Here is a 26,830-nt window from a genome sequence, read left to right as displayed (position 1 = left end):
GAAAGTGTGTCCCGCAGGGGGCACAAGCAGGAGGACAACAGTGACCACCCGCGTTGGCATTAACGGCTTTGGCCGCATCGGCCGTAACTTCTTCCGCGCTGCAATTGAGCAGGGCGCAGATCTCGAGGTCGTTGCAGTTAACGATCTGACCGACAATAAGACTCTGGCACACCTGCTGAAGTACGACTCGATCATGGGTCGCTTCAATGGTGAGGTTTCCTACGACGATGAGGGCATCATCGTTGACGGAAAGCACATCAAGGTTCTCGCACAGCGCGATCCTGCCGACCTGCCTTGGGGCGAGCTCGGTGTTGAGGTTGTCGTCGAATCCACCGGTTTCTTCACCGATGGTGAGAAGGCAGCTGCACACATCGCAGCCGGCGCAAAGAAGGTTGTCATTTCGGCGCCTGCAAAGAACGTTGACGGCACCTTCGTTATGGGTGTGAACGATGGCGATTACGATCCCGCCACCATGAACATCATCTCCAACGCTTCGTGCACCACCAACTGCCTTGCTCCTCTGGCCAAGGTTCTCCACGAGAACTTCGGTATCGAGCGCGGCATCATGACCACCATCCACTCCTACACCGGCGACCAGCGTGTCCTCGACGCTCCCCACTCGGATCTGCGTCGTGCACGTGCAGCAGCCCTCAACATGATCCCCACCAAGACCGGTGCGGCTCAGGCTGTTGCTCTGGTTCTGCCCGAGCTCAAGGGCAAGTTCGACGGACTCGCAGTCCGCGTTCCCACCCCGACCGGTTCTCTGACCGACCTGACCTTCGTTGCTACCAAGGAGGTCTCGGTTGAGGCTATTCAGGCTGCCGTCAAGGCCGCTGCCGAGGGCGAACTCAAGGGCGTTCTCGAGTACACCGAAGATCCGATCGTTTCGACCGACATCGTGGGCAACCCCCACACCTCGATCTTCGATGCAACCGAGACCAAGGTTATCGGCAACCTGGTTAAGGTTCTCTCCTGGTACGACAACGAGTGGGGCTACTCGAACGCTCTCGTTCGCCTGACCTCGCTGGTCGGCTCCAAGCTCGCCTGATAGGCGCGCTGAGCGTGATGTACTAAGTTCTGGGCCCGTGTACGTGCAAACGTATACGGGCCCAGTTCACTACTCACCAGTTCAATTCTTTACGATATGAGGAGAATTCCATGAGGACGATCGATACCCTGGGTGACCTTTCCGGAAAGAGCGTTCTGCTTCGCTCGGATTTCAATGTCCCCCTCGACGGCGACCAGAACATCACCGACGATGGCCGTATTCGTGCCGCGCTTCCTACCATTAAGCTGCTTCTCGATGGTGGCGCAAAGGTCGTAATCGCAGCTCACCTTGGCCGTCCTAAGGGACAGGTCAACCCCGCTTTCTCATTGGCACCGGTTGCTCGCCGACTCCAAGAACTCACCGGCGTGAAGGTTACCCTTGCCCCCGATACTGTTGGCGAAGGTGCGCGTGCAGCTGTCGCTGCCGCTCAACCCGGCGAAATTGTTCTGCTGGAGAACGTACGTTTCAACGCAGCAGAAACCTCGAAGGATGACGCTGAGCGTGAAGCTTTCGCTGCTCAGCTTGCATCGCTCGCAGATGCTTTTGTTTCGGATGGTTTCGGTGTTGTTCACCGCAAGCAGGCTTCCGTTTACGATGTTGCCAAGCTTCTTCCCAGCGCTGCTGGTCTTCTTGTTGTCAAGGAAATTGAGTCCTTGGGCAAGGCCGTCAACGATCCCGAGCGTCCCTATGTTGTGGTCCTCGGTGGCTCGAAGGTTTCCGACAAGCTCGGAGTTATTGCGAACCTGCTGTCCAAGGCTGACAAGCTGATCATCGGTGGCGGTATGGCTTACACCTTCTTGGCTGCAAAGGGCTATGAGGTCGGTAAGTCTCTTCTCGAAGCGGATCAGATTCCTACGGTGCAGGGTTACATGGAGACCGCTGCGAAGAACGGCGTCGAGCTTTTGCTCCCCGTTGACACTGTCGTTGCTCCGGAGTTCGCCGCCGACGCTCCCGCAACTGTGGTTGACGCTGACGCAATCCCGGCTGATCAGATGGGCCTCGATATCGGCCCGAAGAGCCGCGAACTCTTTGCAGATGCGATCGCGTCTGCAAAGACCGTTGTGTGGAACGGCCCCATGGGCGTCTTCGAGTTCCCGGCTTTTGCTGAAGGAACGAAGGCAGTTGCGCGCGCTATGAGCGAAGGCAGCGCCTTCACCGTCATCGGTGGCGGTGACTCGGCATCTGCTGTTCGTAACCTTGGTTTCGACGAATCCACTTTCTCTCACATTTCTACCGGTGGTGGAGCTTCCCTTGAACTTCTTGAAGGCAAGGTTCTCCCCGGTATCGCAGTTTTGGAGGACTGAACAATGACACGTACCCCTTTGATGGCCGGCAACTGGAAGATGAACCTCGATCACCTCGAGGCCAATCACCTTGTCCAGGGTCTGGCAATGGAACTCTCGGATCACAACTTCGATTACTCGCGCTGCGAAGTCCTAGTGATCCCTCCCTTCACTGATCTTCGCACCGTTCAGACCGTCGTTGACGCTGACGAGCTTCAGATCAAGTACGGCGCACAGGATATTTCTGTCCATGACAATGGTGCATTCACCGGTGAAATCTCCTCTGAGATGCTGACCAAGCTGGGTTGCTCTTACGTTGTTGTCGGACACTCAGAACGTCGTGAGTACCACAACGAATCCGATCAGTTGGTCGGACAGAAGGCACGCAAGGCTTTTGATGCTGGCATGACTCCGATCCTGTGCTGCGGCGAGGCTCTTGATGTCCGTAAGGCTGGAACTCACGTCGAGTTCGTCCTCGGTCAAGTTCGCGCTGCCCTCGAAGGCTGGAGCGGGGAAGACGTTGCGAAGATCGTCATCGCCTACGAACCCATCTGGGCAATTGGCACCGGCGAAACCGCAACCGCCGATGACGCGCAGGAAGTGTGCGGGGCCATCCGTGAGGCTCTCCGCGCAGACTACGGTGATGCGACTGCTGACTCGACCCGAGTTCTGTACGGCGGTTCCGCAAAGCCCGGAAACATTAAGGAGCTCATGAGCCAGCCTGATGTTGATGGTGCACTTGTCGGTGGAGCTTCGCTGAAGGCAGATTCCTTCGCAGCTATGGCACGCTTCCAGGAACTGTGATCCATTAATCCAGCGGTGCGCCGAAGAAGCAACACTTCGGCGCACCGCTGGCTTTATCCTTTGGTTATTCGCTAGACTACTCAGCGTTGAAGTATCTGAAAGAATCGGAAGAAGAACGTGGCAGCTCTGAAAATTACATTGATCGTCATCATTACGCTGACCAGCATCCTGCTCACCCTGACGATTCTTATGCATAAGGGAAAGGGCGGCGGCCTGTCGGATATGTTTGGCGGCGGTATTTCTTCTTCCGCAGGATCTTCTGGCGTTGCAGAGCGTAACCTCAATCGGATCACTTTGGCTATTCTTCTGATTTGGGCGGTTTCAATCGTCGGTTTCGGTGTGTTGACGAAGTTCGCTGCCTAAGACGTTCTTCATCGTGCTGCATCCGCCTGCGGATGCAGCATTTTTTTACCCTGCGATAGCATGAGCTTATGCTGAGCGGATTAATGAGTGCCTTACTGGTCTTTTCGCCTGCCATATTTTGGGGCATTCTTTTTATGTGGTCCTATCGGAAAGAGCCGCGACAGTTCAAGAATGCGATTTTCTTCTTGTTGATGCTGGTCTTCGCACTCGGTGCGTGTGCGATCTACACCAATGACATCGGGATAGTCCTTCTTTTGGGAATTGCAATCCCATTTGCACCCATCATTACCGTGGGGTTCTTGCTTGTTAATGCGTGGATTGTCATTCGGCGAGAGGGCTTTTCTCTTCCAAACGTTCTTCCCGCGCTTCTTGCGTTGGCAATTGTCGCCTGGATTATCGGAATTCCAGTGGGTATTGGAATAAGCCACTCAAGGGTCGTCGTTTCTCTTTCAGCTTTGCTCTTGGTGCTCGGTTTGTGGTTCTTCTTCAGTTTTGTTGCGCTACTTGTGTATTCCTGGTTCTATCGCAAACTTCCACGGAAGCGACGCTTCGATTACATCATCATTCACGGTGCTGGTTTGAAGGGTGAAGAGCCGACGCCCCTTCTGCGGGGTCGAATTGATAAAGCACTCGAACTTTGGAGTGCTCAGGGATGCTCCGCCATCTTGGTTCCTTCTGGCGGGCAGGGGAGTGACGAGGTTATTTCAGAAGCCGAGGCGATGAGTCGTTACATGCTCCGCCTAGGGGTTCCTCGGGAGGCAATTCTTCCAGAAGATCAATCAACGACAACGATGGAGAACCTCGTTTTTGCCAAGAAACTTCTGGATGCGCGTCAAGCGACACCCTACCGCTGTGCTTTTGTCACCTCGGACTATCACGTCTTTCGCACGGCACTCTATGCTTCGCATGTCGGTCTCAAAGGAGACGGTGTTGGTTCGAGAACCGCCTCATACTATTTTCCGACGGCCTTTATTCGCGAGTTTATCGCGATAACGAAAGAACACTGGATGCCCTATGTGATCCTGACGATCGTGTGGGCAACCAGTGTCCTTGCGCCGTATTTTGGTCAGCTACTGCGGGTTTTCCTGCCCAGTCAGTAGGCCATGCCCTCAGTGAGCTGCAGCAAAACTCTCGCGAGCTTTTGCTGCGATATTTTCAGGGGTAAAGCCGTACTTCTCGAAGAGACGACTGCCTTCCGTTGACTCGCCGAAGTGCTCGAGCGAAACGATTCGGCCACAGTCGCCAACCCATCGGTACCACGGCATTGCAATTCCAGCCTCGACGGCGACGCGCGCACGGACCGCGCAAGGGAGCACCGATTCGCGGTAATCCTCGTCCTGGGCCTCGAACCACTCCATGCAGGGCACCGAGATCACGCGGACGCGAAGTCCTTCTTCGGCGAGGATCGCGCAGGCTTGCAGAGTAGGTGCGACTTCAGAACCCGAAGCCAAGAGAAGGATATCGGGAGTTCCCTCGCAGTCTGCAAGCACGTAGGCTCCGCGGCGCAGGCCTTCGGCACCTGCAAGTTCTGTTCCCTCCCCGCGAGCAGGGTTCGGCAGGTTCTGACGGCTCAGAACGAGGCCAACCGGGTGGCGCTGAAGGAGGGTAGCCTTCCAGGCCTCGGCAGTTTCGGCAGCGTCTGCAGGACGAACGACTGCGAGATTCGGAATTGCGCGATAGGCAGCCAGGTGCTCGATGGGCTGGTGGGTCGGACCATCCTCTCCAACGCCAATTGAATCATGCGTCCACACGTAGGTGACTGGAAGATCCATGAGAGCTGCAAGACGCACCGCGCCACGCATGAAGTCGGAGAAGACGAAGAAAGTTCCACCGTAGACACGGGTCAAGCCATCTGCGGCGATACCGTTCATCGCGCACGCCATGGCGAACTCGCGAATTCCGAAGTGGAGGTTACGACCGAAGGGATCGGCTTCGAATGAACGCGAGTAGGTTCCTTCGGGGAGGAAAGATGTCAATCCGTTGAGGAAAGTATTATTTGACCCGGCCAAATCCGCAGATCCGCCCCACAGTTCGGGAAGCGTTGGTGCAATCGCGTTCAGCACCTTTCCCGAGGCCGATCGGGTTGCCAGTGCCTGTCCTTCAGGGAAGGTTGGGAATGAAGATTCCCAATCGCTTGGCATTTCACCCTGACGAAGACGGGCAAGTAGCGCAGCCTTTTCCGGGTTCTGTTCTTGCCACTGAGCGAAACGTTGGTCCCACTCCTCGCGCAGCAGCTTCGCGCGAGCGGCAAATTGACTGCGAGCGTAGGCGACAGCTTCTTCGTCAACATCGAAGCTTGCATCGGGGTTAGCGCCCAAGGCTTCTTTAAGCCCTCGAAGGGCGTCGGTCCCCAGCTTGGCGCCATGGATTCCGCCGGTGTTCATCTTCTCGGGAGTGGGCCAGCCGATTACGGTACGAAGCGCGATAATCGAAGGCTGCTCGGTATTCGCGCGAGCCGCTTCCAAAGCAGCATCGAGAGCCGTAACGTCTTCGGTGTAGGAACCATCCTCGCTGAGCCAATTGACGCGCTGAACGTGCCAGCCATAGGCCGAGTAGCGCGCCAAAACATCCTCGCTGAAGGCAATATCAGTGTCGCCTTCAATCGAGATACGGTTGTCATCCCACAAAACAATGAGGTTGCCTAGCTTTTGCGTACCTGCAAGCGAAGAGGCCTCAGCTGAAACACCTTCTTGGAGGCAGCCATCACCAGCGATGACGTAGACCTTGTGATCGAAAACGGACTCGCCGTATGGTGTTGAAGGATCGAGCAGCCCGTGGGTGAAACGTTCTGCCATTGCAAAACCGACAGCAGAAGCAATACCAGTTCCCAGCGGGCCGGTGGTCAATTCGACGCCTGGAGTGTGGCCGTACTCGGGGTGGCCGGGGGTGAGAGCACCCTCTGTGCGTAGAGCTTGAAGGTCCTCAAGCTCAACCCCCATCCCTGCGAGGTAAAGCTGAAGATACTGCGTGAGAGATGAATGCCCTGAAGACAAAATAAAACGGTCACGACCCAGCCACTGCGGGTCGTGAGGATCAAGATGCATATGGCGGTGGTAAAGGGCATAGGCTGCGGGAGCGAGTGAAATAGCCGCTCCTGGGTGTCCATTTCCTACTCGTTCTACGGCGTCTGCGGCGAGAATCTTGGCGGTGGAAACGGCGCGGCTATCGAGCTCATTCCATAACGCGGGCACGGTGTAACCTCCTGGTAATTGACGTGACCTCCCTGTACAGGCCAAGTGTAGCGGTTCGGCACGCGTAACTTGGAAATACCTGGCGAGCATCGAAGCAATCCATACAATGGGCGCGTGGCAAGTACCTTTGAGAGGGATCGCGATGAATGGCTCGCGTTTCTGAGCGTTGAAAAAGGCGCATCAACGCATACCGTGTCGAATTACCGCCGAGATGTTGAACGCTATTTGGAATACCAGCTTCAACGAGGCCACGCTACCTATGACGCAATTACTGAGCGGGCAGTCGAAGACTATCTCGCTCATTTGAGTAGTGGAACTGGCGGGAGGAAGGCAGCGCCTTCGTCAGTGGCACGTGCTCTAGCCGCAATCCGTTCTTTCCATAAATACATCCTTCGTGAAGGCATTGCTTCCCATGACCCCAGTGCCCAGGTGCGACTCCCTCAAGTTGGAGAACACTTGCCTAAGGCTTTGACGATCGAGCAGGTTGAGGCTCTGCTTGAAGCTGCGGGCACCGGCGATGATGCGCGTTCCTTACGCGACCGGGCGCTCTTAGAAACGCTGTATGCGACCGGAGCTCGGGTGAGTGAAGCGGTTTCGCTGGCAATCGACGACCTCGATCTGGATGAAGAACTCCCAATCGTTCGTCTTTTCGGCAAGGGACGTAAAGAACGTCTAGTCCCGCTTGGCTCGATGGCACAGCAAGCACTCGAGGCCTATTTGGTACGTGCTCGCCCTCTTTATGCATCGAAAGGAAGAGGCTGCCCCAATGTGTTTCTCAATAACAGGGGAGGGGCACTGTCACGTCAGTCCGCCTGGGAGATTATTCAGCGTGCGGCAACGCGAGCCAATCTTGAGCTTGCTGTATCACCGCATACCCTGCGTCACTCATTTGCCACCCATCTTTTGGAAGGCGGCGCAAATGTACGTGATGTCCAAGAGCTGCTGGGGCATTCCTCGGTGTCAACGACCCAGATCTATACCAAGGTAACAATTGCAACTTTGAAGGAGATGTATCGCTCGGCGCATCCACGCGCAAACGTCGATCCTGCGTCGATCGTTCATGCGGCCACGGAAGAAGGAAAGAATTGAGACTGCCCGCGGGTAGGGGACGCGCATGGCTTTGATGATGCACTAGGATAGTAGGCGTGACGAATCCATCTCAGCCAACGCTTACCGGGGACCTACCTGCCGACGAAGAACAGGATTTCCCGATCCCGGCTCCTTTGACGGGACATGGACCCGCGCGCATTATCGCGATGTGTAACCAAAAGGGTGGGGTCGGAAAGACGACGACCACCATTAATCTTGCGGCCTCCCTTGCCGAGTATGGCCGTCGCGTACTCATCGTTGATTTTGATCCTCAGGGTGCCGCCTCAGTTGGACTGGGTATTAACACCCTGGATATGGAGCACACCATCTACAACCTCCTGATGAATCCGAAGGAAGATATTCATCAGGCTCTGTGCCATACTTCGGTTCCTGGCTTGGATATTGTCCCGGCGAACATCGATCTGTCCGCTGCCGAAGTACAACTCGTCAATGAGGTTGCTCGAGAATCGGCGCTCTCGCGCGTTTTGCGTGCGGTTGTCGATGATTACGACGTCATTCTGGTCGATTGCCAGCCCTCTCTGGGATTGCTTACCGTCAACGCGCTGACGGCAGCGCACGGCGTCATTGTTCCCATGGAAGCTGAGTTCTTCGCGCTGCGTGGCGTTGCACTTCTTGTCGAGACGATCGAGACTGTCCGTGACCGGATTAATCCTCGCCTAAAGATCGATGGGATCCTCGCGACAATGGTGGATACGCGAACCTTACATTCGCGCGAAGTTCTTGAACGACTGGACGAGGCCTTCGGAGACTTGGTCTTCACCACGCGGATTGCGCGTACCGTGAAGTTCCCTGATGCTTCTGTTGCAACGGTTCCGATTACGACCTACGCACCAAACCACCCGGGTGCGCGAGCATACCGACGTCTTGCCAGAGAGATTATCGCCCGTGGAGACGTCGCCTGACAGCACACTCACCCAAGCGGCACTTGACGAGTTTCAGGTGTCACTTGGGGTCTTTGAAGGTCCTTTCGACCTTCTTCTCCAGCTTATTTCACGCAAGAAACTTGATATTACGCAAGTCGCTTTGGCTGAAGTGACGGATGAGTTTATTGCGCACATGCAGGCTTTTCCGGACTTGTCGCGGACGACTGAATTCCTTGTCGTCGCGGCAACTCTCCTTGATATGAAAGCCGCGCGTTTGCTTCCCGATTACGACGAGGAATCATCAATAAGCGCAGAGGATTTAGAGGCGCGAGATCTTCTCTTCTCCAAGCTCTTGCAATATCGTGCGTTCAAGCTCGCGTCGGCTGCGCTTGCTGAGCGATTGGACACCCACATGGGCCTCATTGCCCGAAGCGTCCCGCTCGAAGCTCGTTTTGCACGTCTCTTGCCGCAGTTGCGCTTCGAAACAACTCCGGAGGATCTTGCGCGTTGTTTCGCTGAGGTGCTGAGCGCTCAGCCCCCCAGCGTGGAAGTTACTCACCTTCACGAGGCGCAGGTGCCGGTAGCCCGCGAGGCTCGCAATGTGGTGGCCTTCTTAACTGCTCATGGGAGAGCGACTTTCGCTCAGCTGATTGAGGACGCTCGCGATACCGCCGTGGTTGTTTCCCGATTCTTGGCTATCTTAGAGTTGTATCGGCGCCGGGCGATTGAATTTGAACAGGAAAGAGCTTTGGCACCGCTTCAGATCGTGTGGAATGGAATCGACCCTCAGGTCGACGAATGGGAGGAAGACGCATGAGTGAGGCGATTAGCCCACAAGAAGCGCAGCTGCTTTTTGCTCCCGTGGAAGCAATTTTGATGGTCGTCGATCAACCTGTCACCTCCGAAGAATTGGGGAGGGTTTTGAACCTTTCCCCCGAGGATATGGAGAGTGTTCTCCACATGCTTGCTGCCGAATACTCGGGCGCGCAGGGGGGCCGTGACCATGGCTTCGAACTCCGACGTTTCGGCGGTGGATGGCGTATCTATTCTTCTGCACGCTGGGAGTCGCTGGTGTCGCAGTTTATTGTTGGGACTGGACAATCTAAACTGTCTCAAGCAGCACTAGAGACGCTTGCAGTCATCGCATATCGTCAACCGATCTCACGGGCGCGCATTTCGCAGATCCGTGGCGTCAACGTTGACGCAGTTGTTCGGACTTTACTGGCACGCGAACTTGTCGAAGAAGTTGGTCAGTCTTCTTCGGGAGCTCGCTTGTATGCGACAACCGCTGTTTTTCTTGAACGGATGGGGATGAATTCCCTTGACGAATTGGCCCCATTAGCACCCTACCTTCCAGCATCAGATGAGCTGGACGAACTTGAGGAGACACTGTGAGAAACGAATCCTATAGCGAAGACGGCATTCGCCTGCAAAAGGTCCTCTCACGTGCGGGGGTTGCCTCTCGGCGTGCTGCTGAGGAAATGATTGCCCAGGGGCGCGTGCAAGTTGACGGTAAAGTCGTGCGCGGCCAAGGTATGCGTGTCGATCCCACAACCCAAGCGATTCACGTTGACGGCAAGCGCATCATTCTTGAAGAGAATCGGCCGATTGTCATGGCTGTCAACAAGCCTGTCGGAATGGTTTCGACGATGTCCGATCCTGAGGGGCGGCCAACTCTTGCCGATCTGTTGGTCGACTACCCGGAACGTCTCTACCATGTCGGCCGTTTGGACATTGATACTTCAGGACTTCTGCTTCTCACCAATGATGGTGAGCTCGCGAACCGCTTGACTCATCCCTCCTACGAGATCCCGAAGACCTATGTCGCCAGGGTTCATGGAGAGGTGAAACCGGGCGTTCGTCGTCGCCTCATGGAAGGTATTGAACTCGAAGACGGTCCGATTGCAGTGGATTCCTTCCGAACGATGGAAACCTACGGCGACATTACGACGGTTGAGATTGTCGTCCATGAAGGTCGCAATCGTCTGGTTCGCCGTTTGATGGACGAGGTGGGTTACCCGGTTCGCGAACTGGTTCGTACGAAGTTCGGACCGATCCGTCTGGATCACCTCCAACCGGGGACGATGCGTCGAGTGAAGGGCCCGCAGTTGGCGGCTCTCTACGATGTCGTCGGTCTGTGAGAAGCGCCGTGTCGGAGCACACTCTAGCGACGAACGGTCCCGTTCTCATTATCGGAACCGGTTTACTCGGTACATCGATAGCCTTGGCGCTTCGCAGTGGGGGAGTTGAGGTATACCTTCGGGATGCTTCACCAACTGCTGGAAGGCTTGCGCAAGACCTGGGTGCGGGTACTTTGATCGCCCAAGACGATCCGTGTTCTCCACGCCTCGTCATTGTATCGACGCCCCCTGATGTCGCCGATGTCTGCGTTGTTGATGCCTTGCTTCGCTATCCGCAGGCAGTGGTTACCGATGTTGCCTCTGTGAAGTCCGCTGTCTGCGACGGAGTTTTTGACGAGGCCAAGCGGCGCGGTGCGGATATTCCCAGTCGGTATGTGGGTTCCCATCCGATGGCGGGGCGGGAAAGAAGCGGGGCTGGGGCGGCTGATGCTGACCTGTTCTACGGGCGTCCGTGGGTGATTGTTCCTAATCGTTACTCAACTCCCGACGCTGTCATGGAGATCCGCTCGCTTGCCGTTGATCTTGGAGCTTTCCCGATCGAGATGGATGCTCGTACTCATGACCAGTCGGTCGCCTTAATCTCACACGTTCCCCAGCTTGTTTCCTCGATGCTCGCCGCCCGTTTGGTTGATGCGCCGCTGTCTGCGCTTTCGCTGTCTGGCCAGGGACTTCGTGATACGACGCGCATTGCGGCTTCTGATCCTCGACTCTGGACGGCAATTTTGGCCGGAAATGCCGGGCCTGTCGTTGAGGTTCTTCGTGAAATTCGCGGGGATCTTGATGACCTCATTGAACATCTCGATGCGGCTGCCCAGCGGGGTCCCCTCGAAGGGGGGAGCGTCGGCGCAGTTCATCGGGTCATGGACCTGGGGAACAGGGGAGTTGCGCGGATTCCCGGCAAGCACGGTGGCGCTCCAACCCGTTATGCGGTGCTTGACGTTTTTGTCCCCGATACCGCTGGTTCACTTGGTCGATTGTTCACAGAACTCGGCGAGATTGGCGTCAATATCGAAGACCTTTCTTTGGAGCACTCCGCTGGAGCTCAGATGGGTGTCGCAAGGATCAGTCTTGACCCATCAATCCTTGCTTCAACGGTGAAACAGCTTGAAGAACGAGGCTGGAATACAGGAAGCGGAGACTGATGATGGAAAGTACACCTCGTCGCCACGGCTTAACGATCGCGATTGACGGTCCTGCAGGTTCAGGGAAGTCGACGATCGCCAAGCTTCTTGCCGAGCGCCTCGGGATTGGCTATTTGGATACGGGCGCAATGTATCGTTCCCTCACGCTGGTGGCCCTGGAGACTGGAGTTGATCTTGATGATCACGAGGCGGTTGCTGGACTCTTGCCAAGTCTGCATTTGAGCGCTGATTCAAACCCCGTGAATCCTCACTTCTACGTGGGTGAGAGGGAAGTGACCTCGCTGATCCGCACCCCTAGAATTGCCGAGGCCGTACCCAAGATTGCGGTTATTCTTCTTGTACGCGCGTGGATGGCCGAGCAGCAACGTAAGCGTATGGCCGAGGCTAGCGCCGACGGCTCGGGCATGGTTGCTGAGGGGCGGGATATTACGACGGTGGTCTATCCCGAGGCTGATCTACGAGTTCTGCTTGTGGCGTCGCCACTGGCCCGGATGAAACGGCGTGCGCGCGAACTTTTTGGTGATGACAGCGCTGAAAGCTTGGCCAAGGTACGCGCGCAGATTGTGGACCGCGACGCATCTGATTCAACGGTCAGTGAGTTTCTCACTCCCGGTCCCGGAATCGAATTAGTCGATACCTCAGAGCTTGATATCGAGGGAGTTTTGGAAGCTGTTCTTGCCTTACTCCCAGCCGATTCTGGCGTGGCTCACTCGCGAATGTGACGGGGGTCGCTGTACTCGATTGGAGTTTTTGAGGCGAGTTGGGCTAGACTATCCGAGTCGCCAAAATACAGGTGATTAAAACGGGCTGTGGCGCAGTTTGGTAGCGCACTTGACTGGGGGTCAAGGGGTCGTGGGTTCAAATCCCGCCAGCCCGACAGTGATCAGGACCGAGTCATCGGTCCTGATTTTTGTTTATGGGGTTTACTTCTCATGTGCTCTACCTTCGCGCGCTAGGGATATTGCAGCGGCCGACGATGCCGATCCTGCACCTACGACCGGCGCGCTGACGAAGCTTCTCGCCCCAGGCGCGCAGCGAGCTAAGACAGTCACGCTCATTTCGTCTTGTGATGGTCTTACTACACAACACCCCGCTATTCAGGTGTTTGATCTTGAAGTGGGCCACTTGCCCTATACCGGTGGAAGGGGAATTCTGCCCTATCTTCTCCTCGGCTTACTCCTGCTCGGGTCTGCAGGAGCGATGCGAATGACGAGAATCTGATTTCCACATAAATTCCTGCTCGCATCGTGTGAGGCCTTCCACTAATTACTGTTGTTTATGTGACAGATGTGTATAGTGTTACGAAAGTGACAAACCATCATCACTGACGGAGTTTTTCGATGCGATTAGTTTCTCTTGCGGCGGGCATTGCCTTCGCAAGCTTGGTAGTTCCACAAGCGGCAGCTACTGCAGCCCCCCAAAGTAGCGCGCAAGCGGCAAGTCAGGCCGCGGCCTCGTCTGGGCAGGAACGTCCGGTCCAAAAGATCATTTTGACCCGCGCGCAAGGCGAACCCACGCAGCTTGCGCAAGCCGGCCTCGAGACGGTCAACATCGGAAGTGGACACGCGCTAACGCGGATTTCTCGCGCAACTTTGCAAGGCCAGGGGACAAGCAGCTTCGATCCAAGCCAAGATGCCGCGATTTTGACGCAGCCCTTGAGCGTTGATCCATTTTTGGTCACAGGTTTGTCATGGAGTGGGAAAGACAGCCTTGCCTCAGGCACCCAGATTTACATCCGCGTACGCGAGCGGGGCGAATGGAGCCAGTGGTACCTCACTGATGGCGATGGTGGCGCAGGTAAAGACCGCGTTGACGGACATAATGTTCGCGGAGGAACTGATCCCTTTGTGACCGCCGGTGCCGACGCGATTCAGGTTCGCGTCACTGGAAAGGAATCTGACCTTCCTTCGGACCTCGAAGTCGCAATGGTTCCCGAAAATCCTCAAGGCGAAACCGTTTTGAGCGAGAATGATCTTGACTCGGTCCCGGCCGCGAATACCGATCTCAACCAAGACTCCGTTCAAGAGAACTCGCCGAGCTTTGCCTCTCAGATCGAGTCTTCTCCCGCTGCTCAAAGTGGCGAAGGGGAAGAGGCAGATTTTTCTGCCCAGAACACCGATGTCGATCAAGAGGCAGTCGAGAGTGATAATGCACGCTCTGGCGTGATCATCTCCGGCGTAGGTTCCGGTCAGGCTCGTGGGCTTAACGGAACGAAACTTGCTCGCGCTTTCCCCGCAACTGTTCAGCCCAATGGCCTGCCGGTCGCTGTAACCAGCAGGAGCGGTTGGGGAGCAGATGAGTCCTACCTTGACTGGGATCCGGAGTACTTCACGGCAAGTCATGTTGTTGTTCACCACACCGCGGGGACGAACAACTACACAATGGACCAATCAGCATCGATTGTTCGCGGAATCTATCACTATCATGCGGTCACCTTGGATTGGGGAGACATCGGGTATAACTTCCTCGTCGATAAGTGGGGACGCGCCTTCGAGGGACGAAAGGGGACACTCTCCTCACCGGCCGGCAAGATGGTCGCTGGTGCCCACGATCAGGGCTTTAACTCCGGGACGATGGGGATCTCGATGATGGGAACCTATCAATCCGAGGCGCCGTCTCAGGCAACCCTTAATACTGTCGGTGCTCTTGCAGGGTGGCAGCTCAGGCGTGCAGGAGTGACAAATATGTCCGAATCTGCAGGCTTTAGGCCCAAGGGATCCAACCCTAAATATCGGGCCGGCACCTACATCAATCTTGCCCGTATCTCCGGCCACCGAGACACTTACCCGACGAGTTGCCCGGGAGATGCCGGATACTCGAAGCTTCCAACAATTCGTCAGATCGCGCAGAATGGTGCGCAGGATTCCCGATCGGCCTCGGCCTCGGCGAATAGTCGTCCGGATTCCTACACCGTGAAGGGCGCGATCTGGGGACTATGGAATGACAACAAGTCGCTCATGGGCAATCCCGAATCAAATGAGGAAGCAAGTGCTCCTGGTGTCTACCAACTCTTCGATCGCGGGACCGCGTACTGGACTGCGCAGACCGATGCGCACTTTGTTGGCGGGAAGATTTTCGTCGAATACGGTAACCAGCGCTATGAGCGAGGCGTCTTAAAGTTCCCAACAAGCAACGAATACTCTGCGGGCTCTGGACGCGCGCAAGAATTCCAAGGTGGAACAATCACGTGGACCCAAAATTCCGGTAGCCATACGCTTCGCTATGGCACTGGCATTGCTAATGCTTTTAGAGAATTAGGTGGCGCGAAGGTACTGGGTGCTGCGACGTCCAATGAGACTCGTTCTGGTAGCGGTGTTTTCCAAGTCTTCGAGAAGGGGACCGCCTACTGGAAGGCAGAGAACGGCACGCATTTCGTGCGCGGTCGTATTTTCGACAAGTACGGTTCGACTGGGTATGAACGCGGAAGTTTGGGATACCCCACCAGCGATGAATACGCAGTTGCCTCGGGGCGCGCGCAAGAATTCGAAGCTGGAGTGATCAGCACCTCGAACTCCGGTACGTACGTTCTGCGCTACGGCACCGGGATTGCAAACGCCTACCGAGACCTCGGAGGGGCACAAGTCGTTGGCCTGCCAACTACGGCTGAAACGCCTTCCGGGAAAGGCGTCTTCCAGGTGTTCGAGTATGGAACTGCGTATTGGACCGCCGAGGGAGGAACGCACTTCGTGCGTAATGGAATCTTTGGTGCCTATGGTGCATCCGGATACGAGCGAGGGTTCCTTGGCTACCCGCTGAGCGATGAATACTCCGCGGGATCCGGACGCGCGCAAGAATTCGAAGGTGGAGTAATTACCTGGTCTTCGGATTCAGGAACTTACGTCTTGCGTTACGGCACCGGCATTGCAAACGCCTACCGAGACCTCGGAGGCGCGAAAGTATTGGGCGTTACAAGGAGTGCTGAGACAAACTCCGGTAAAGGAGTATTTCAACTCTTCGACAAGGGAACCGCCTACTGGTCACCTACTACCGGTTCGCACTTTGTACGAGGACGCATCTTCGAGGCCTACGGTCGCAGTGGATACGAACGCGGAGGCTACGGCTATCCCACCAGTGATGAATTCTGGTCCGGAGGTAGTAGAGTTCAATACTTTGAGGGCGGTAGAATCGCCTCATAATTCTGCCCCGGCGGCGTAGATGAGGCAATGATGGCGTACACGCAAGAAGACTTTCAGGAATGGATTTTCTTCATTTCTGACAAGCTGGACTACATGACCGATACATTCGCAAAGGAAAACGGTCTGAATCTTGACTTCTCAGTTGAGTCTATTGATGCCCTTGAAGAGTGGATGCTTGCGCATTACTCATCGCCTCAAGACCTCATTAACGATCCGCGGATGCACGATCTACTCACTGTGTACATCGGCGAGACCTATCGTCATCATCTCGGTGGCAAGTGGTTCATGGATCTGGAGAACAAGAAGAACGCATACTATGCGATGCCTATTCTGAAAGATCTGAATTCGCGAAGGGCTGGATCGATGACGCCCCTCATCGATGCGACAGCATCTCTCAATCGGCGCACGGGAACGTACTTGAGCACAATCTTCCGGTATAAAATCGAGCTTTCGAAAGAAACTGATGACTGAGCACTGATGGTTTGAGCGCCGTTAATACTAGTGGTGTGGCCTCCCCGATGGGAGGCCACACCACTACTCATGTCCGTCAGACTAACGACGACGACGCTCGCGCACACGTACCGAGATCTGAATCGGCGATCCTTCGAAGCCAAAGTCTTCTCTCAGACGACGTTCGATGAATCGGCGATATCCGGGATCTAAGAATCCAGTCGTAAAGATGACGAAACGTGGAGGCATGTTTGATACCTGAGTCGCGAAGAGGATGCGAGGCTGCTTCCCGCCGCGAAGAGGGTGCGGATGCGCTGCAACCAGTTCGCCGAGGAAGGCATTCAAGCGACCAGTTGGAATGCGTGTTTCCCAGCTCTCGAGAGCCGTATCCATGGCGCGCGTGAGGCGGTTGATGTGCCACGTTGTCTTTGCTGAAAGGTTAATGCGCGGGGCCCAAGCGACTTGCACAAGCTCGCGTTCTAACTCGGCCTTCAGTTGGGCTTGACGCTCTTCATCGACCAAGTCCCACTTGTTATTGACGATAACGACCGCACGGCCAGCATCAACTGCCTGCTGCACGACTCGAATGTCTTGCTCCGTCAGCGGCTCTGAAGCATCGAAAAGAATCAACGCAAGCTCTGCCTTCTCCAAAGCTGCCTGGGTACGGATCGATGCATAGTAGTCAGCGCCGGTCGTTCGATGCATCTTGCGACGGATGCCAGCGGTGTCAACAAACCACCATTTCTCACCGTCGAGCTCAATGAGTTCGTCAACGGGGTCGCGAGTCGTTCCTGCCAGTTCATTCACAACAACGCGTTCAGCGCCAGCCAAGGCATTGAGTAATGATGATTTACCGACATTCGGGCGTCCGATGAGCGCAACGCGACGGGGACCGCCTTCAGGAAGAGCTGAAGCGACAGCGGACTCGGTAGGAAGAACAGCCATGACTGCATCGAGCAGGTCACCGGTTCCTCGCCCGTGTAGGGCAGAGATTGCGTAAGGCTCTCCCATGCCAAGGGACCACAGATAAGCTGCCTCGGCTTCCTGCATAGCTGAGTCGACCTTGTTCGCGGCCAATACGACCGGCTTGCCGCTGCGTCGAAGCATTGAAACGATACGCTCATCTGTGTCAGTCATTCCGACCGTCGCGTCGACAACGAAGAGGACTGCGTCAGCGCAATCAACCGCGACTTCTGCCTGCTGGGCAACGGAACGATCGATACCTTTTACATCGATTTCCCAGCCGCCGGTGTCAACAAGTGTGAAACGGCGACCCGCCCACTCGGCGGGATAAGAGACGCGGTCGCGAGTTACTCCGGGAGTATCTTGGACGACGGCCTCGCGCCTTCCAATAATACGATTGACCAGTGTCGACTTACCGACGTTTGGCCGACCAATGACAGCAAGAACCGGGAGGCCAAACTCGTCTTCGACCTCGTCACCGTAGTCGAATTCCTCGTTTAATAGGGCGAGGTCTTCTTCATCGAGGTCAAATTGATCAAGGGATTCACGCATCGCGCGTGCACGAAGCTCCCCCTGAGTTTCGTCGTAGGGGTCTTGGATGTCGATGTGCTCTTCACTCACAGACTTATCCTATCGGTTGCAATGCCTTAGAGGCGCGCGCGAATGTCTTGCGCGAGCACTTCCTGTGCGACAGGAACGTCATTGTAGGCATGTTTAATTCCACGGATCTCTTGGTACCATTCAGCGCCCTTACCCGATATCACAACGATATCTCCGGCCTGGGCAGCAAGAATAGCTTCGCGAACGGCGTCGCGGCGGCAGGTCGGAACTTCGATGACGTTCTTAAGATCGGGGCGGACCGAGCGAATTCCGGAAAGAAGCTGGCGACGAATAGAAGAAGCATCTTCCGATCGTGGGTTCTCGTCGGTCACCCACAAGACGTCAGCAAGCTGCGCAGCGATTGCTGCCAGGGGTTCTCTCTTCGTCGCGTCACGGTCACCATCGGTTCCAAAGACCAGGACGAGCTTGCCGCGAGTGAGTTCGCGAACTGACTTGAGAGTCCACTCAAGACCTTCAGGAGTATGGGCGAAGTCGACAATGACGAGCGGTTGATTACCCGGATCCGGGTTGACGGAAGTCATGCGTCCGGGGACCTGCTCCGCATTCTCGAGCGCCTGAACAGCAGCATCAAAATCGGTGCCCATCTGGACTGCACTGACCAAAGCCACGACGGCGTTTTGAACGTTGACTTCGCCGAGCATCGGCATGCGAATGGTACGCACATGCGATTGAGGCGTTTCAAGGTCAAAGGTGACGGCGGGGATGCCGCGATCGAAAGTAACCTTGCGAACCTTCCAATCGGCCTCGTGGTCAGAAAAAACTGCAACTGTCGTCACGGTGACTTCGCTCTCTCGTGCGAGGCGCTGGCCCCACTCATCGTCCACGCAGACAACGCCCTGCTTGGAGTGCACAGGAGTGAATAGGCTCTTCTTGGCAGCGAAGTAGGATTCCATGTCGCCGTAGTAATCCAGATGATCGTGCTGAAGATTTGTGAAAGCTGCAACGTCGAAGACGATGTTGTCGATACGATTCAGGCTGAGCGCATGAGCGGAAACCTCGACAATTGCGGCCCCGCAGTCTTTTTGCCGGGCTAGGGCGAGGATTCTTTCGATTTCGGGAGCCTCAGACGTGGTCTTCTCGGAATTGATCAGGAGATCTCCTACCCGGATCTCAACTGTTCCACACAGCGCAGGATCCCTAAAGCCGCCTCGAAGAATGGAGCGCAGAAGATAGGTAGTCGTCGTTTTGCCATTCGTTCCAGTGACCGCAGCAGTTTTGAGTGACGAGGCCGGGTGGCGATAGACATTCGCAGCGATGAGGGCACTTGCCTGGCGTGGGTCGGGAACAACGACGATCGGAAGACTTGGATACTCCGCGCGGGCCCGCGAAGCCCCCTCAGGATCGGTAACGACAGCGCAGGCACCGGAGCTGAGCGCCGAATGAAGGAAACGAATTCCGTGCTGGACGAGGCCCGGAATTGCAATAAAAATCCAGCCCTCTTCCATATCGGTGGAAGAAACGCTTACGCCATTAACAGGGAGCTCGGGATCGGGGCACAAGGTCCAATCCACGTCTTCAACGCCTTCGAGTGCCTGGGTAAGAGGCATGGCGGGGTTATTAGGACGAATTTCATTGGCTTGTGTCATACCGTTTAGCCTAACTTCTTGGCTCATGAAAAGCTCTTTCATCGACACGTCGGCAGGCAAATACCTAGAATGGCACCATGTATGTCCTGACCCGTGAAGATGCCCGTCAACGCTCTGCTTCCATAAAGGTGCGACACATTGATGTGTCCCTCGATCTGTCCGGAGCGACACGCGAGTCGCATTTCCCTGTGTGTTCGCATATGACGCTTGTGACTGCCACCCCCGATCTTTTCATCGATTGCGCGGGGATTGTTCAGCAGGTCAGTGTTAATGGAATCGCAGTCCCATACACGCATGATGGCGAGCGGATTGACCTCCACGAACTGCCAACAGACCGAGAAATCACTATCTGTGTTGATGCTCAGTGTCGATATTCGACAACGGGGGAGGGACTGCATCGCTATCGTGATCCCGAAGACGGTCGTTACTACCTCTACACACAATTTGAACCAGAAGACGCTCATCGGGCATGGCCGTGTTTTGACCAGCCTGACATCAAGCCCCAGTGGACATTTCATGTGATCGCTCCATCTTCTTGGGTCGTCACTTCGAATGGTGTTGCGACGACTGCTGATCTGGAAGAGAGCAACACACGTTGGGACTTTTCAACGACGCAACCGCTGTCGAGCTACATCACGGCCGTTGTCGCCGGTCAGTGGGCCATTGTTGATGGGGGAACCTGGGAAGGCAGCGCGGGAGATGGCGCCTCGGCCTGTCTCGACTTGCGTCTGATGTGTCGGCAGGCGCTTGCTGAGGCGATGGATAGCGACGATATCCTGGCGGTTACGCGCGCCGGCCTCGATCACTATCACGCTCGCTACGGATATACCTATCCTTGGGGAAGCTACGACCAGATTTTTGTGCCCGAATATAACCTCGGGGCAATGGAAAACCCGGGGTGCGTGACTTTTACGGAGAGCTATCTCAGCCGCGATACTCCCTCTTTCGCTCTTCGACAAAAACGAGCGAATACGATTCTTCACGAAATGTGCCACATGTGGTTTGGCGATCTTGTAACTCCTGCTTGGTGGGACAACTTGTGGTTGAAGGAGTCCTTCGCTGAGAATCAAGGAACGACGACGGCAGCGGAAGCAACTGTTTACAGGGGGGAGTGGGCGTCCTTCGCCATTGGCCGTAAAGCGTGGGCCTACGCCCAAGACCAATACCCGACAACGCACCCGATCGTTGCCGACATCCCCGATATTCCGGCTGCGACGAATAATTTTGATGGCATTACCTATGCAAAGGGGGCCTCTGTACTCAAGCAACTCGTTGCTTGGGTCGGCGAAGATGCTTTTTATCAAGGTGTCCGCCTGTACTTCCAGCGCCACGCGAACGGTGCGACGAGTCTTGACGACCTGTTAACCGCGTTGGAAGAGGCAAGCGGTTACGATCTTGCATCGTGGAAAGACGCGTGGCTTTTGACCACGGGTCCTTCGAAGCTTTCTGTGACAACAACAAGTGATGAAGACGGAAAGGTTACCTCTCTTACTCTTGTGCAAGAGGGCCTTGCGCGTCCTCACTGCCTGAACATCTCTTATTGGACATCTCGGGGCGACGCCCTTCAATGCGTCAGCAAGGATCGCGTTCGCATTGAGGGTAGGGATCTGTCACTCAGCGTTCCCGAAGATTTTTCAGTCCCGGGCGGCGCCGATATGCTCCACCTCATCGTTGTTAATGACGATGATCTGACTTACGCGATTGGAACCTTGGATGAGCGCTCGACTCAAACTGCTTTGAGCCGAGTTTCACGTATCGAACAAACGATTACCCGAGCAGTCATTTGGTCGCATCTCTTTGCTGCTGTGCGCGAAGGAGAACTCGACCCCCGACTCTATATTGACGCTGCCTTGACTCATATGACTGCGGAGAAGGAAGACGCGATTTTTGAGCGTCTTCTGGCGACAATCGCCCAATCTCGCACTTTCTTGCCCGGACATGTCAGAGGAGAATACGACAGCAAGATCCTCCAGGAGGTTGCGCAAGCCATGCGCGCAACCTCCTTGGATCGTTCGCGCTCGCTTCTTCATCTCTTTGTCGATGTGTGGAGTGCCGGAACAGATACAAGCTACTCGGATTCGCTTGTTGCCCTTGCGCGAGGCGAAGAGGGTGAGTTGCTTCCTCTGATCGCGGGGGAGGAGAGCGCGTGGGTCGTCCGCTGCGCACTGGCGGCGCGTGGCCTCGTTGATGAAAAGCAACTTGATGCGTGGCTCGATGAGTCGCCGACGGGGGAGAACAAGACTCGGTGGGTTCGTGCGCGCTCTTCGATTCCCAACGCCTCCATTCGCGAGGCCGTCTGGAAGGAAGTCTTGTCGCTGGAGCTGTCGAATCATCATTTGAGTGCATCTTTGCAAGGACTCAATGCATCCTCGTGGGAAGGCAAGGAATACACCGATCACTTCTTTGCTGAGCTTTCGTCATTCTGGGAGCGCGCGTCAATGGGATTAGGACTGCGCTACATCAATGCCGGTTTCCCCATGAGCCTTGATTCTGACCGTCCTGACGAGGCCGAGCACCTCCTCGCTTTGACTCGTCAATGGCTCACCGATAATGAAAGCGCCGCCGCTGCGCTTGCCCGCCTTGTTACAGAGAAACTCGACGATTGTGAGCGTGCATTTGCACGCCAGAAACAGTGGCAATGAGTACCGACAAGACGCAAGAGACTCAAGGGACTCAGCAACAGGCGGATCCCGCCGCGTCGATGTCTTTACTCAAGGCGATTCTCGAGAATCCTCTTGACGCGGGCTACGGCGCTTACCACGATGAACCAGTGCATGGTAGGGCTGGTGTCCTCAAGCAAACCATTACGATACTGATTGCCATTGCACTCGGTATTGGCAGTGGCATTGCAATCAGGGGATTGCGCGCCCAATCCCTCAGCGAAGTGCACTCATCTTTGCTCAGCCATGCTCAGCAACAGACGCAACAGATTTCCTCTCTCGACGGAGAAGTCTCAAAACTACGCGCGCAGGTAAAAGAGCTTTCTCACGATCAAAACACGAATGCGGGCCATCAAGACGTGGCAACCAATCTTGCGAATGCCGATACCAAGGTACGTGGCCCTGGGTTAAAAGTGACTCTGACAGACGCCCCCGGAGCTTCTTCATCGCGGCAAAGCGATAAGGGACAGGTCCGTGATCAAGATATCCGTATGGTTGTCAACGCGTTGTGGAGCGCCGGAGCCGAGGCCGTGAGCGTCAATGGGCAGCGAATCGGGCCGGGCTCGTTCATCCGTACTGCGGGCTCGACAATTCTTGTTGATGTTACAGCCATTTCTTCGCCATACAACATTGAGGCGATCGGGAATGCTAACGAGTTGTCCCTGTCTTTAGTTCGAGGCTCAACGGGGGACTATCTTTCCAGTGCAGAATCACTGACGGGAATTACACTGAATGCGCAGTCAGTCAAAGAAATGACTCTGAGCGCGCGAGAGAATCGGTCGACTCGTTGGAGTACGACTGTTGAGGGGGAGCACTGAGGTGTTAGCGGTACTTGGATTGATTTTCGGAATTGTTGTGGGTGTCTTAACTGACCCAACTGTTCCGACGTGGCTGCAGCCATTCCTTCCCGTCGCGGTCGTGGCTGGACTCGATGCTCTTTTGGGGGCCGGGCGCGCATGGCTTGAAGGGACCTTCCGCGATCGTGTCTTCGTGATGTCCTTTTTCTGGAATGTCGTTGTTGCTTGTTTGCTGGTCTTCTTGGGGACACAGCTTGGGGTTGGTTCGGCAATGACTACCGCAGTCGTGGTGGTTTTGGGAATCCGAATCTTCTCGAACACGGCCTCCATTCGACGTTTGATCTTTAAGGCCTAAGCGATGGGACAGCACGTTAAACATGAGGATGCCCCGCAGGGTCAAGAGCCTCTGCAACCAATCCACACGCGCCTACGCGCGGCAATCTTGGCCGTTCCTCGCGGAACTCACCTTCTTCTCTTTGTGATCTGCCTGATTTTGGGAATCGCTTTGGTCACTCAGGTGCGGGCGCAGCGCACGGATCCGCTGAGTTCTCTAAGCCAAGAGCAATTGGTTGAGCTCCTTGACAACCTTTCGGTTCAAGAACAGAACTTGCGCGTGGAACGCGGACGACTGGAATCTCAAGTCAGCCAGCTTGAAGACGAGTCTCAAAAGGAAGAGGCAGCTGCAGCTGCAGCAAAGAAAGCTGAGGAACAGGCAAAGATCAACTCTGGGCAGGTCGCGGTGCACGGCCCCGGAATCGAGATGGTCATCGCTGATTCAACGCATTCGCTCAGCTCAACGCACTTCGTGATGGCGATGGGAGAATTGCGCAATGCGGGTGCTGAGGCGGTGGATATCAACGGACATCGCATTACTATCGCCTCGAGTTTTACGAGCGATGGGGGAGTGATTCGCGTTGATGGCGAGGAAATTGCTTCTCCCTATGTCTGGAAAGTGATCGGGGATTCACAGACGATTTCGACCGCGCTCGAGATTCAAGCCGGCAGTGCTGCTCAGATGCGCGCCAAGGGCGCCTCAGTGACGATCACGCAGATTAAAGACCTCACAATTAGTTCGACGTCGACACCGAAGGTCCCTGAATTTGCCAAAGAAGTTCAATAGATCCTTCGCGAAGGTGGCGCCGCCACACTATACTGAGCCTATTGTCCCTATGAACTGGAGTATGTGATGGAAAACCAGCGCCAGGAGTTCGACCCGACGACAACTTCCGTCTTCAGTCTGAACACTGTTGACGAGGCCGTGGATGCGCCTCTGCCTTTGTCTGCGCGCGATCAGGATGCTGTTAACGCCCTTCCCGCGGGTTCCGCGCTGCTCATTGTTCAGCGTGGTCCGAACTCGGGCGCGCGTTTCCTCTTGGATGCAGAGGTCACTAACGCGGGTCGTTCGCCGCGTGCCGATATTTTCTTGGATGACGTCACTGTTTCTCGTAAGCATTGCCAGTTCCTTTCTCGTGACGGTGGGCATACCGTGCGTGATTCGGGTTCTTTGAATGGCACCTACGTCAATCGTGAGCGTGTCGACCAGTGTGAGTTGCACGCAGGCGACGAGGTACAGATTGGCAAGTATCGTCTGACCTACCAGCCTTCACCGCAAGTCCAATGAACGCGCGCGCACAGCGCAAGGTCACGGAAGAAACGATCGAACCGTGGCCTCGCGGTATCAGTCGTGAGCCGGAACTCTCAATCGGGCAGCTTGTCGAGCGCCTGAAAGGGGAGTTTCCTGCTATCACACAGTCGAAGGTTCGATTCCTTGAAGATAAGGGCCTCGTCGTCCCCGCGAGAACCTTGGCCGGGTACCGCAAGTATTCCCGTGCTGATATCGAACGCCTTCGCTATGTTCTGGCAAGCCAGAGAGATTCATATTCGCCTCTGGATGTCATTCGTGATCAGCTCCGCGCGCTTGATGCTGGCCACGAAGTCTCTCAGCGCCGAGCCGCTCAAGTTGTTGCCTCGGAGGGAAAGGTTGTCTCCGTCGGTAATCGTCGTGCGATTCCCGCCGCTGATCTTGCTGATCTGACCGGTTGTGACTTGAGTGCCATTGAGCGTTACGTGACCTTGGGATTAATTTCCTCCGATATTGCCGGCTATTTTCCGGCTCGTAGCGTTCAGGTCGTACTGCAGATTCGTGAGCTCGAATCGATGGGCGTAGATGCACGCACATTACGCTCAGTTCGTCAGGGTGCCGAGCGCAGTGCAGATCTCATTGACCAAACCGTTTTGTCGCAGACTCCGCGCGATCGGGCTGTTGATCGAGAGCGACAAAATGCGCGTTGTCTTGAGCTAGGGGAGCGCTTCGCTCATTTGCATCAAGAAATGTTGCGCGTGGCGATTTCGCAATTGACTGACGGCGGGGTGTAACCTTCAACTTGAACTTGAAGGCTCGCCGTGTTGTTCATTGACCCTCGTCCTTCATGTTCGTAGTCTTAACCTCAGATCGTCATTCTTTCGTATCAAGGAGCATTCGTGAGCGCAGAACCGCTGGATGGCATGCAGGGGCGTCAGCCTATGCTCTTTGGTGACCCCTTGGAAGGTCGCGATGGGGACGATGTGGGTTACCGCGGTCCCGTTGCCTGTGCTGCGGTCGGAATTACATATCGTCAGCTCGATTACTGGGCACGTACTGGCCTGCTTCAGCCATCGGTTCGAGCTGCTCGTGGATCAGGTTCGCAGCGCCTCTATTCCTTCAAGGACATCTTGGTCTTGAAGATTGTGAAGAAACTACTTGACGCAGGTGTTTCTCTTCAACAGGTTCGTACGGCTGTTACGCAGCTTCATCGCCGCGGCGTGGATGATCTTGCCTCCATCACTCTCATGAGCGATGGCGCTTCGGTTTATGAATGCACCTCAACCGATGAAGTCATTGACCTTCTCCAGGGGGGGCAGGGCGTATTTGGAATTGCGGTAGGCCGCGTCTGGCGAGAGCTGGAAGGTTCGCTGGCCGAGCTCCCGAGTGAACGTGCTGAAGAGAATGTGCTGGTCGATGAGCTTGCCGCCCGTCGTGCGCTGAGGCGTTCAGTTTCCTAATCCCATTGTCGAGGCTGCGCGTGCCTTTGTGTTTTCCGCTGTAGTTTCGTATAGGGAAGTGGTAAGAAACCAAAATCTCGTGGTTTGCTTTCCTGATCGACATTACTTGACATAATGTACATTATCGGATCGGGATACGTGCTTTATTTATATTGCCTTTCTCGCCGCATGTGACGATTTCGGCTAAACTTCTATTCATTCAATCAATACTGCGGGAGGATCAAGGTGGCAGATCGCGCGCTACGCGGAATGCAAATCGGTGCGAAGTCGATGGAGTCTGAGGACGGAGTCGTCTTTGCGGATCGCTTTACAGCTCAGTACCTATGCTCAAACGGACACCAATTTGAGGTTCCTTTTGCCTCAGAGGCAACGCCTCCGGCTACATGGGAATGTCGCTGTGGCCAGATGGCAGAACTGATCGGTGAAGCTACCGAGGATGAAGAGCAAAAGCCCGCAAAGCCTGCCCGCACTCACTGGGACATGCTCCTTGAGCGTCGCTCGATTGAAGAGCTTGAAGAGGTTCTTCAAGAACAGCTAACTCTCCTACGTGAGGGACGTCTTCGTCTTGAAGGGCACTATCGTAAGGGCTGACATTTCAGCTGTATTACTTGACATAATCTGCGCCCATCT

The 26,830-nt window shown here is 55.5% G+C and carries 25 protein-coding genes and 1 tRNA gene; 23 read left to right on the top strand and 3 right to left on the bottom strand.

Going from position 1 to position 26,830, the window contains the following annotated elements:
• Positions 1 to 40 precede the first annotated feature (40 nt).
• The 5 genes from gap (at position 41) to ACWNMW_RS06035 (ending at position 4,598) form a co-directional block, all read left to right on the top strand.
• Positions 41 to 1,048: a type I glyceraldehyde-3-phosphate dehydrogenase gene (gene gap / locus ACWNMW_RS06055; protein WP_019126003.1), complete on the top strand. Its 1,008-nt coding sequence runs from the start codon at positions 41 to 43 to the stop codon at positions 1,046 to 1,048.
• A 110-nt stretch (positions 1,049 to 1,158) separates the two neighbouring features.
• Complete coding sequence (locus tag ACWNMW_RS06050; protein WP_449490362.1) at positions 1,159 to 2,352, top strand: phosphoglycerate kinase; 1,194 nt, start codon at positions 1,159 to 1,161, stop codon at positions 2,350 to 2,352.
• 3 nt (positions 2,353 to 2,355) lie between these two features.
• Positions 2,356 to 3,135, top strand: coding sequence for a triose-phosphate isomerase (tpiA, locus tag ACWNMW_RS06045; protein ID WP_449490361.1), 780 nt, complete (start codon positions 2,356 to 2,358; stop codon positions 3,133 to 3,135).
• A 117-nt stretch (positions 3,136 to 3,252) separates the two neighbouring features.
• The gene (gene secG, locus ACWNMW_RS06040; RefSeq protein WP_034503376.1) at positions 3,253 to 3,498 is read left to right on the top strand and encodes a preprotein translocase subunit SecG; all 246 of its coding nucleotides are present in this window, start codon (positions 3,253 to 3,255) and stop codon (positions 3,496 to 3,498) included.
• A gap of 68 nt (positions 3,499 to 3,566) precedes the next feature.
• On the top strand, positions 3,567 to 4,598 hold the full coding sequence (locus tag ACWNMW_RS06035) for a YdcF family protein (protein WP_449490360.1): 1,032 nt from the start codon (positions 3,567 to 3,569) through the stop codon (positions 4,596 to 4,598).
• Between the two features lie 9 nt (positions 4,599 to 4,607).
• Here the strand turns inward: ACWNMW_RS06035 and tkt are convergent, their stop codons facing one another.
• On the bottom strand, positions 4,608 to 6,689 hold the full coding sequence (gene tkt, locus ACWNMW_RS06030; RefSeq protein ID WP_449490359.1) for a transketolase: 2,082 nt from the start codon (positions 6,687 to 6,689) through the stop codon (positions 4,608 to 4,610).
• A 114-nt stretch (positions 6,690 to 6,803) separates the two neighbouring features.
• Here tkt and xerD point away from each other — a divergent pair, with 114 nt between their 5' ends.
• The 10 genes from xerD (at position 6,804) to ACWNMW_RS05980 (ending at position 16,552) form a co-directional block, all read left to right on the top strand.
• Positions 6,804 to 7,778, top strand: a complete 975-nt coding sequence (gene xerD / locus ACWNMW_RS06025) for a site-specific tyrosine recombinase XerD (protein WP_449490358.1) — start codon at positions 6,804 to 6,806, stop codon at positions 7,776 to 7,778.
• Between the two features lie 56 nt (positions 7,779 to 7,834).
• Positions 7,835 to 8,701, top strand: coding sequence for a ParA family protein (locus ACWNMW_RS06020; protein ID WP_072457713.1), 867 nt, complete (start codon positions 7,835 to 7,837; stop codon positions 8,699 to 8,701).
• Positions 8,685 to 9,479, top strand: coding sequence for a segregation and condensation protein A (locus ACWNMW_RS06015; protein ID WP_448750995.1), 795 nt, complete (start codon positions 8,685 to 8,687; stop codon positions 9,477 to 9,479). The genes ACWNMW_RS06020 and ACWNMW_RS06015 overlap by 17 nt, the downstream gene beginning before the upstream one ends.
• Positions 9,476 to 10,057 (top strand): SMC-Scp complex subunit ScpB, encoded by a 582-nt coding sequence (scpB, locus tag ACWNMW_RS06010; protein WP_034503356.1) that lies wholly within the window; start codon positions 9,476 to 9,478, stop codon positions 10,055 to 10,057. The genes ACWNMW_RS06015 and scpB overlap by 4 nt, the downstream gene beginning before the upstream one ends.
• Positions 10,054 to 10,803, top strand: coding sequence for a pseudouridine synthase (locus ACWNMW_RS06005; RefSeq protein WP_295894996.1), 750 nt, complete (start codon positions 10,054 to 10,056; stop codon positions 10,801 to 10,803). Before scpB ends, ACWNMW_RS06005 begins: the two co-directional genes overlap by 4 nt.
• A gap of 8 nt (positions 10,804 to 10,811) precedes the next feature.
• Positions 10,812 to 11,945, top strand: coding sequence for a prephenate dehydrogenase (locus ACWNMW_RS06000; protein WP_449490357.1), 1,134 nt, complete (start codon positions 10,812 to 10,814; stop codon positions 11,943 to 11,945).
• Complete coding sequence (cmk, locus tag ACWNMW_RS05995) at positions 11,945 to 12,667, top strand: (d)CMP kinase (RefSeq protein ID WP_449490356.1); 723 nt, start codon at positions 11,945 to 11,947, stop codon at positions 12,665 to 12,667. The genes ACWNMW_RS06000 and cmk overlap by 1 nt, the downstream gene beginning before the upstream one ends.
• Before the next feature lie 81 nt (positions 12,668 to 12,748).
• Positions 12,749 to 12,822: transfer RNA gene (locus ACWNMW_RS05990), tRNA-Pro, on the top strand.
• A gap of 463 nt (positions 12,823 to 13,285) precedes the next feature.
• On the top strand, positions 13,286 to 16,081 hold the full coding sequence (locus ACWNMW_RS05985; RefSeq protein WP_449490355.1) for an N-acetylmuramoyl-L-alanine amidase: 2,796 nt from the start codon (positions 13,286 to 13,288) through the stop codon (positions 16,079 to 16,081).
• A gap of 30 nt (positions 16,082 to 16,111) precedes the next feature.
• Positions 16,112 to 16,552: a hypothetical protein gene (locus tag ACWNMW_RS05980; RefSeq protein ID WP_072455764.1), complete on the top strand. Its 441-nt coding sequence runs from the start codon at positions 16,112 to 16,114 to the stop codon at positions 16,550 to 16,552.
• 81 nt (positions 16,553 to 16,633) lie between these two features.
• Here ACWNMW_RS05980 and der read toward each other — a convergent pair whose 3' ends face one another.
• Together der and ACWNMW_RS05970 are read right to left on the bottom strand one after the other, a co-directional pair.
• Entirely contained in the window at positions 16,634 to 18,115 is a 1,482-nt protein-coding gene (gene der, locus ACWNMW_RS05975; RefSeq protein ID WP_034503336.1) for a ribosome biogenesis GTPase Der, read from the bottom strand.
• 26 nt (positions 18,116 to 18,141) lie between these two features.
• Positions 18,142 to 19,701: a UDP-N-acetylmuramoyl-L-alanyl-D-glutamate--2,6-diaminopimelate ligase gene (locus ACWNMW_RS05970; protein WP_449490354.1), complete on the bottom strand. Its 1,560-nt coding sequence runs from the start codon at positions 19,699 to 19,701 to the stop codon at positions 18,142 to 18,144.
• A 77-nt stretch (positions 19,702 to 19,778) separates the two neighbouring features.
• Between ACWNMW_RS05970 and pepN the strand changes: the two genes are divergently transcribed.
• The 8 genes from pepN to ACWNMW_RS05930 all read left to right on the top strand — a co-directional run bounded on the left by pepN (position 19,779) and on the right by ACWNMW_RS05930 (position 26,791).
• Positions 19,779 to 22,343: an aminopeptidase N gene (gene pepN, locus ACWNMW_RS05965; RefSeq protein WP_449490353.1), complete on the top strand. Its 2,565-nt coding sequence runs from the start codon at positions 19,779 to 19,781 to the stop codon at positions 22,341 to 22,343.
• Positions 22,340 to 23,179 (top strand): DUF881 domain-containing protein, encoded by an 840-nt coding sequence (locus ACWNMW_RS05960; protein ID WP_449490352.1) that lies wholly within the window; start codon positions 22,340 to 22,342, stop codon positions 23,177 to 23,179. Before pepN ends, ACWNMW_RS05960 begins: the two co-directional genes overlap by 4 nt.
• Before the next feature lies 1 nt (position 23,180).
• A complete protein-coding gene (locus ACWNMW_RS05955; protein WP_449490351.1) occupies positions 23,181 to 23,513 on the top strand; it encodes a small basic family protein in 333 nt (110 codons plus the stop codon).
• 3 nt (positions 23,514 to 23,516) lie between these two features.
• Complete coding sequence (locus tag ACWNMW_RS05950; RefSeq protein WP_449490350.1) at positions 23,517 to 24,278, top strand: DUF881 domain-containing protein; 762 nt, start codon at positions 23,517 to 23,519, stop codon at positions 24,276 to 24,278.
• Between the two features lie 66 nt (positions 24,279 to 24,344).
• On the top strand, positions 24,345 to 24,779 hold the full coding sequence (locus ACWNMW_RS05945) for an FHA domain-containing protein (protein WP_299058622.1): 435 nt from the start codon (positions 24,345 to 24,347) through the stop codon (positions 24,777 to 24,779).
• Positions 24,776 to 25,534, top strand: a complete 759-nt coding sequence (gene ftsR, locus ACWNMW_RS05940) for a transcriptional regulator FtsR (protein WP_034503317.1) — start codon at positions 24,776 to 24,778, stop codon at positions 25,532 to 25,534. Before ACWNMW_RS05945 ends, ftsR begins: the two co-directional genes overlap by 4 nt.
• 129 nt (positions 25,535 to 25,663) lie before the next feature.
• Positions 25,664 to 26,200 carry a MerR family transcriptional regulator gene (locus tag ACWNMW_RS05935; protein WP_034503733.1) on the top strand — a complete coding sequence of 179 codons (537 nt, stop codon included), beginning with the start codon at positions 25,664 to 25,666 and terminating at the stop codon, positions 26,198 to 26,200.
• 225 nt (positions 26,201 to 26,425) lie between these two features.
• Positions 26,426 to 26,791 carry an RNA polymerase-binding protein RbpA gene (locus ACWNMW_RS05930; protein WP_072455758.1) on the top strand — a complete coding sequence of 122 codons (366 nt, stop codon included), beginning with the start codon at positions 26,426 to 26,428 and terminating at the stop codon, positions 26,789 to 26,791.
• Positions 26,792 to 26,830 lie beyond the last annotated feature (39 nt).

The sequence above is a fragment of the Actinomyces sp. Marseille-QA0893 genome (genome assembly GCF_976954355.1).
This window is presented reverse-complemented; position numbering and strand designations above follow the sequence as displayed.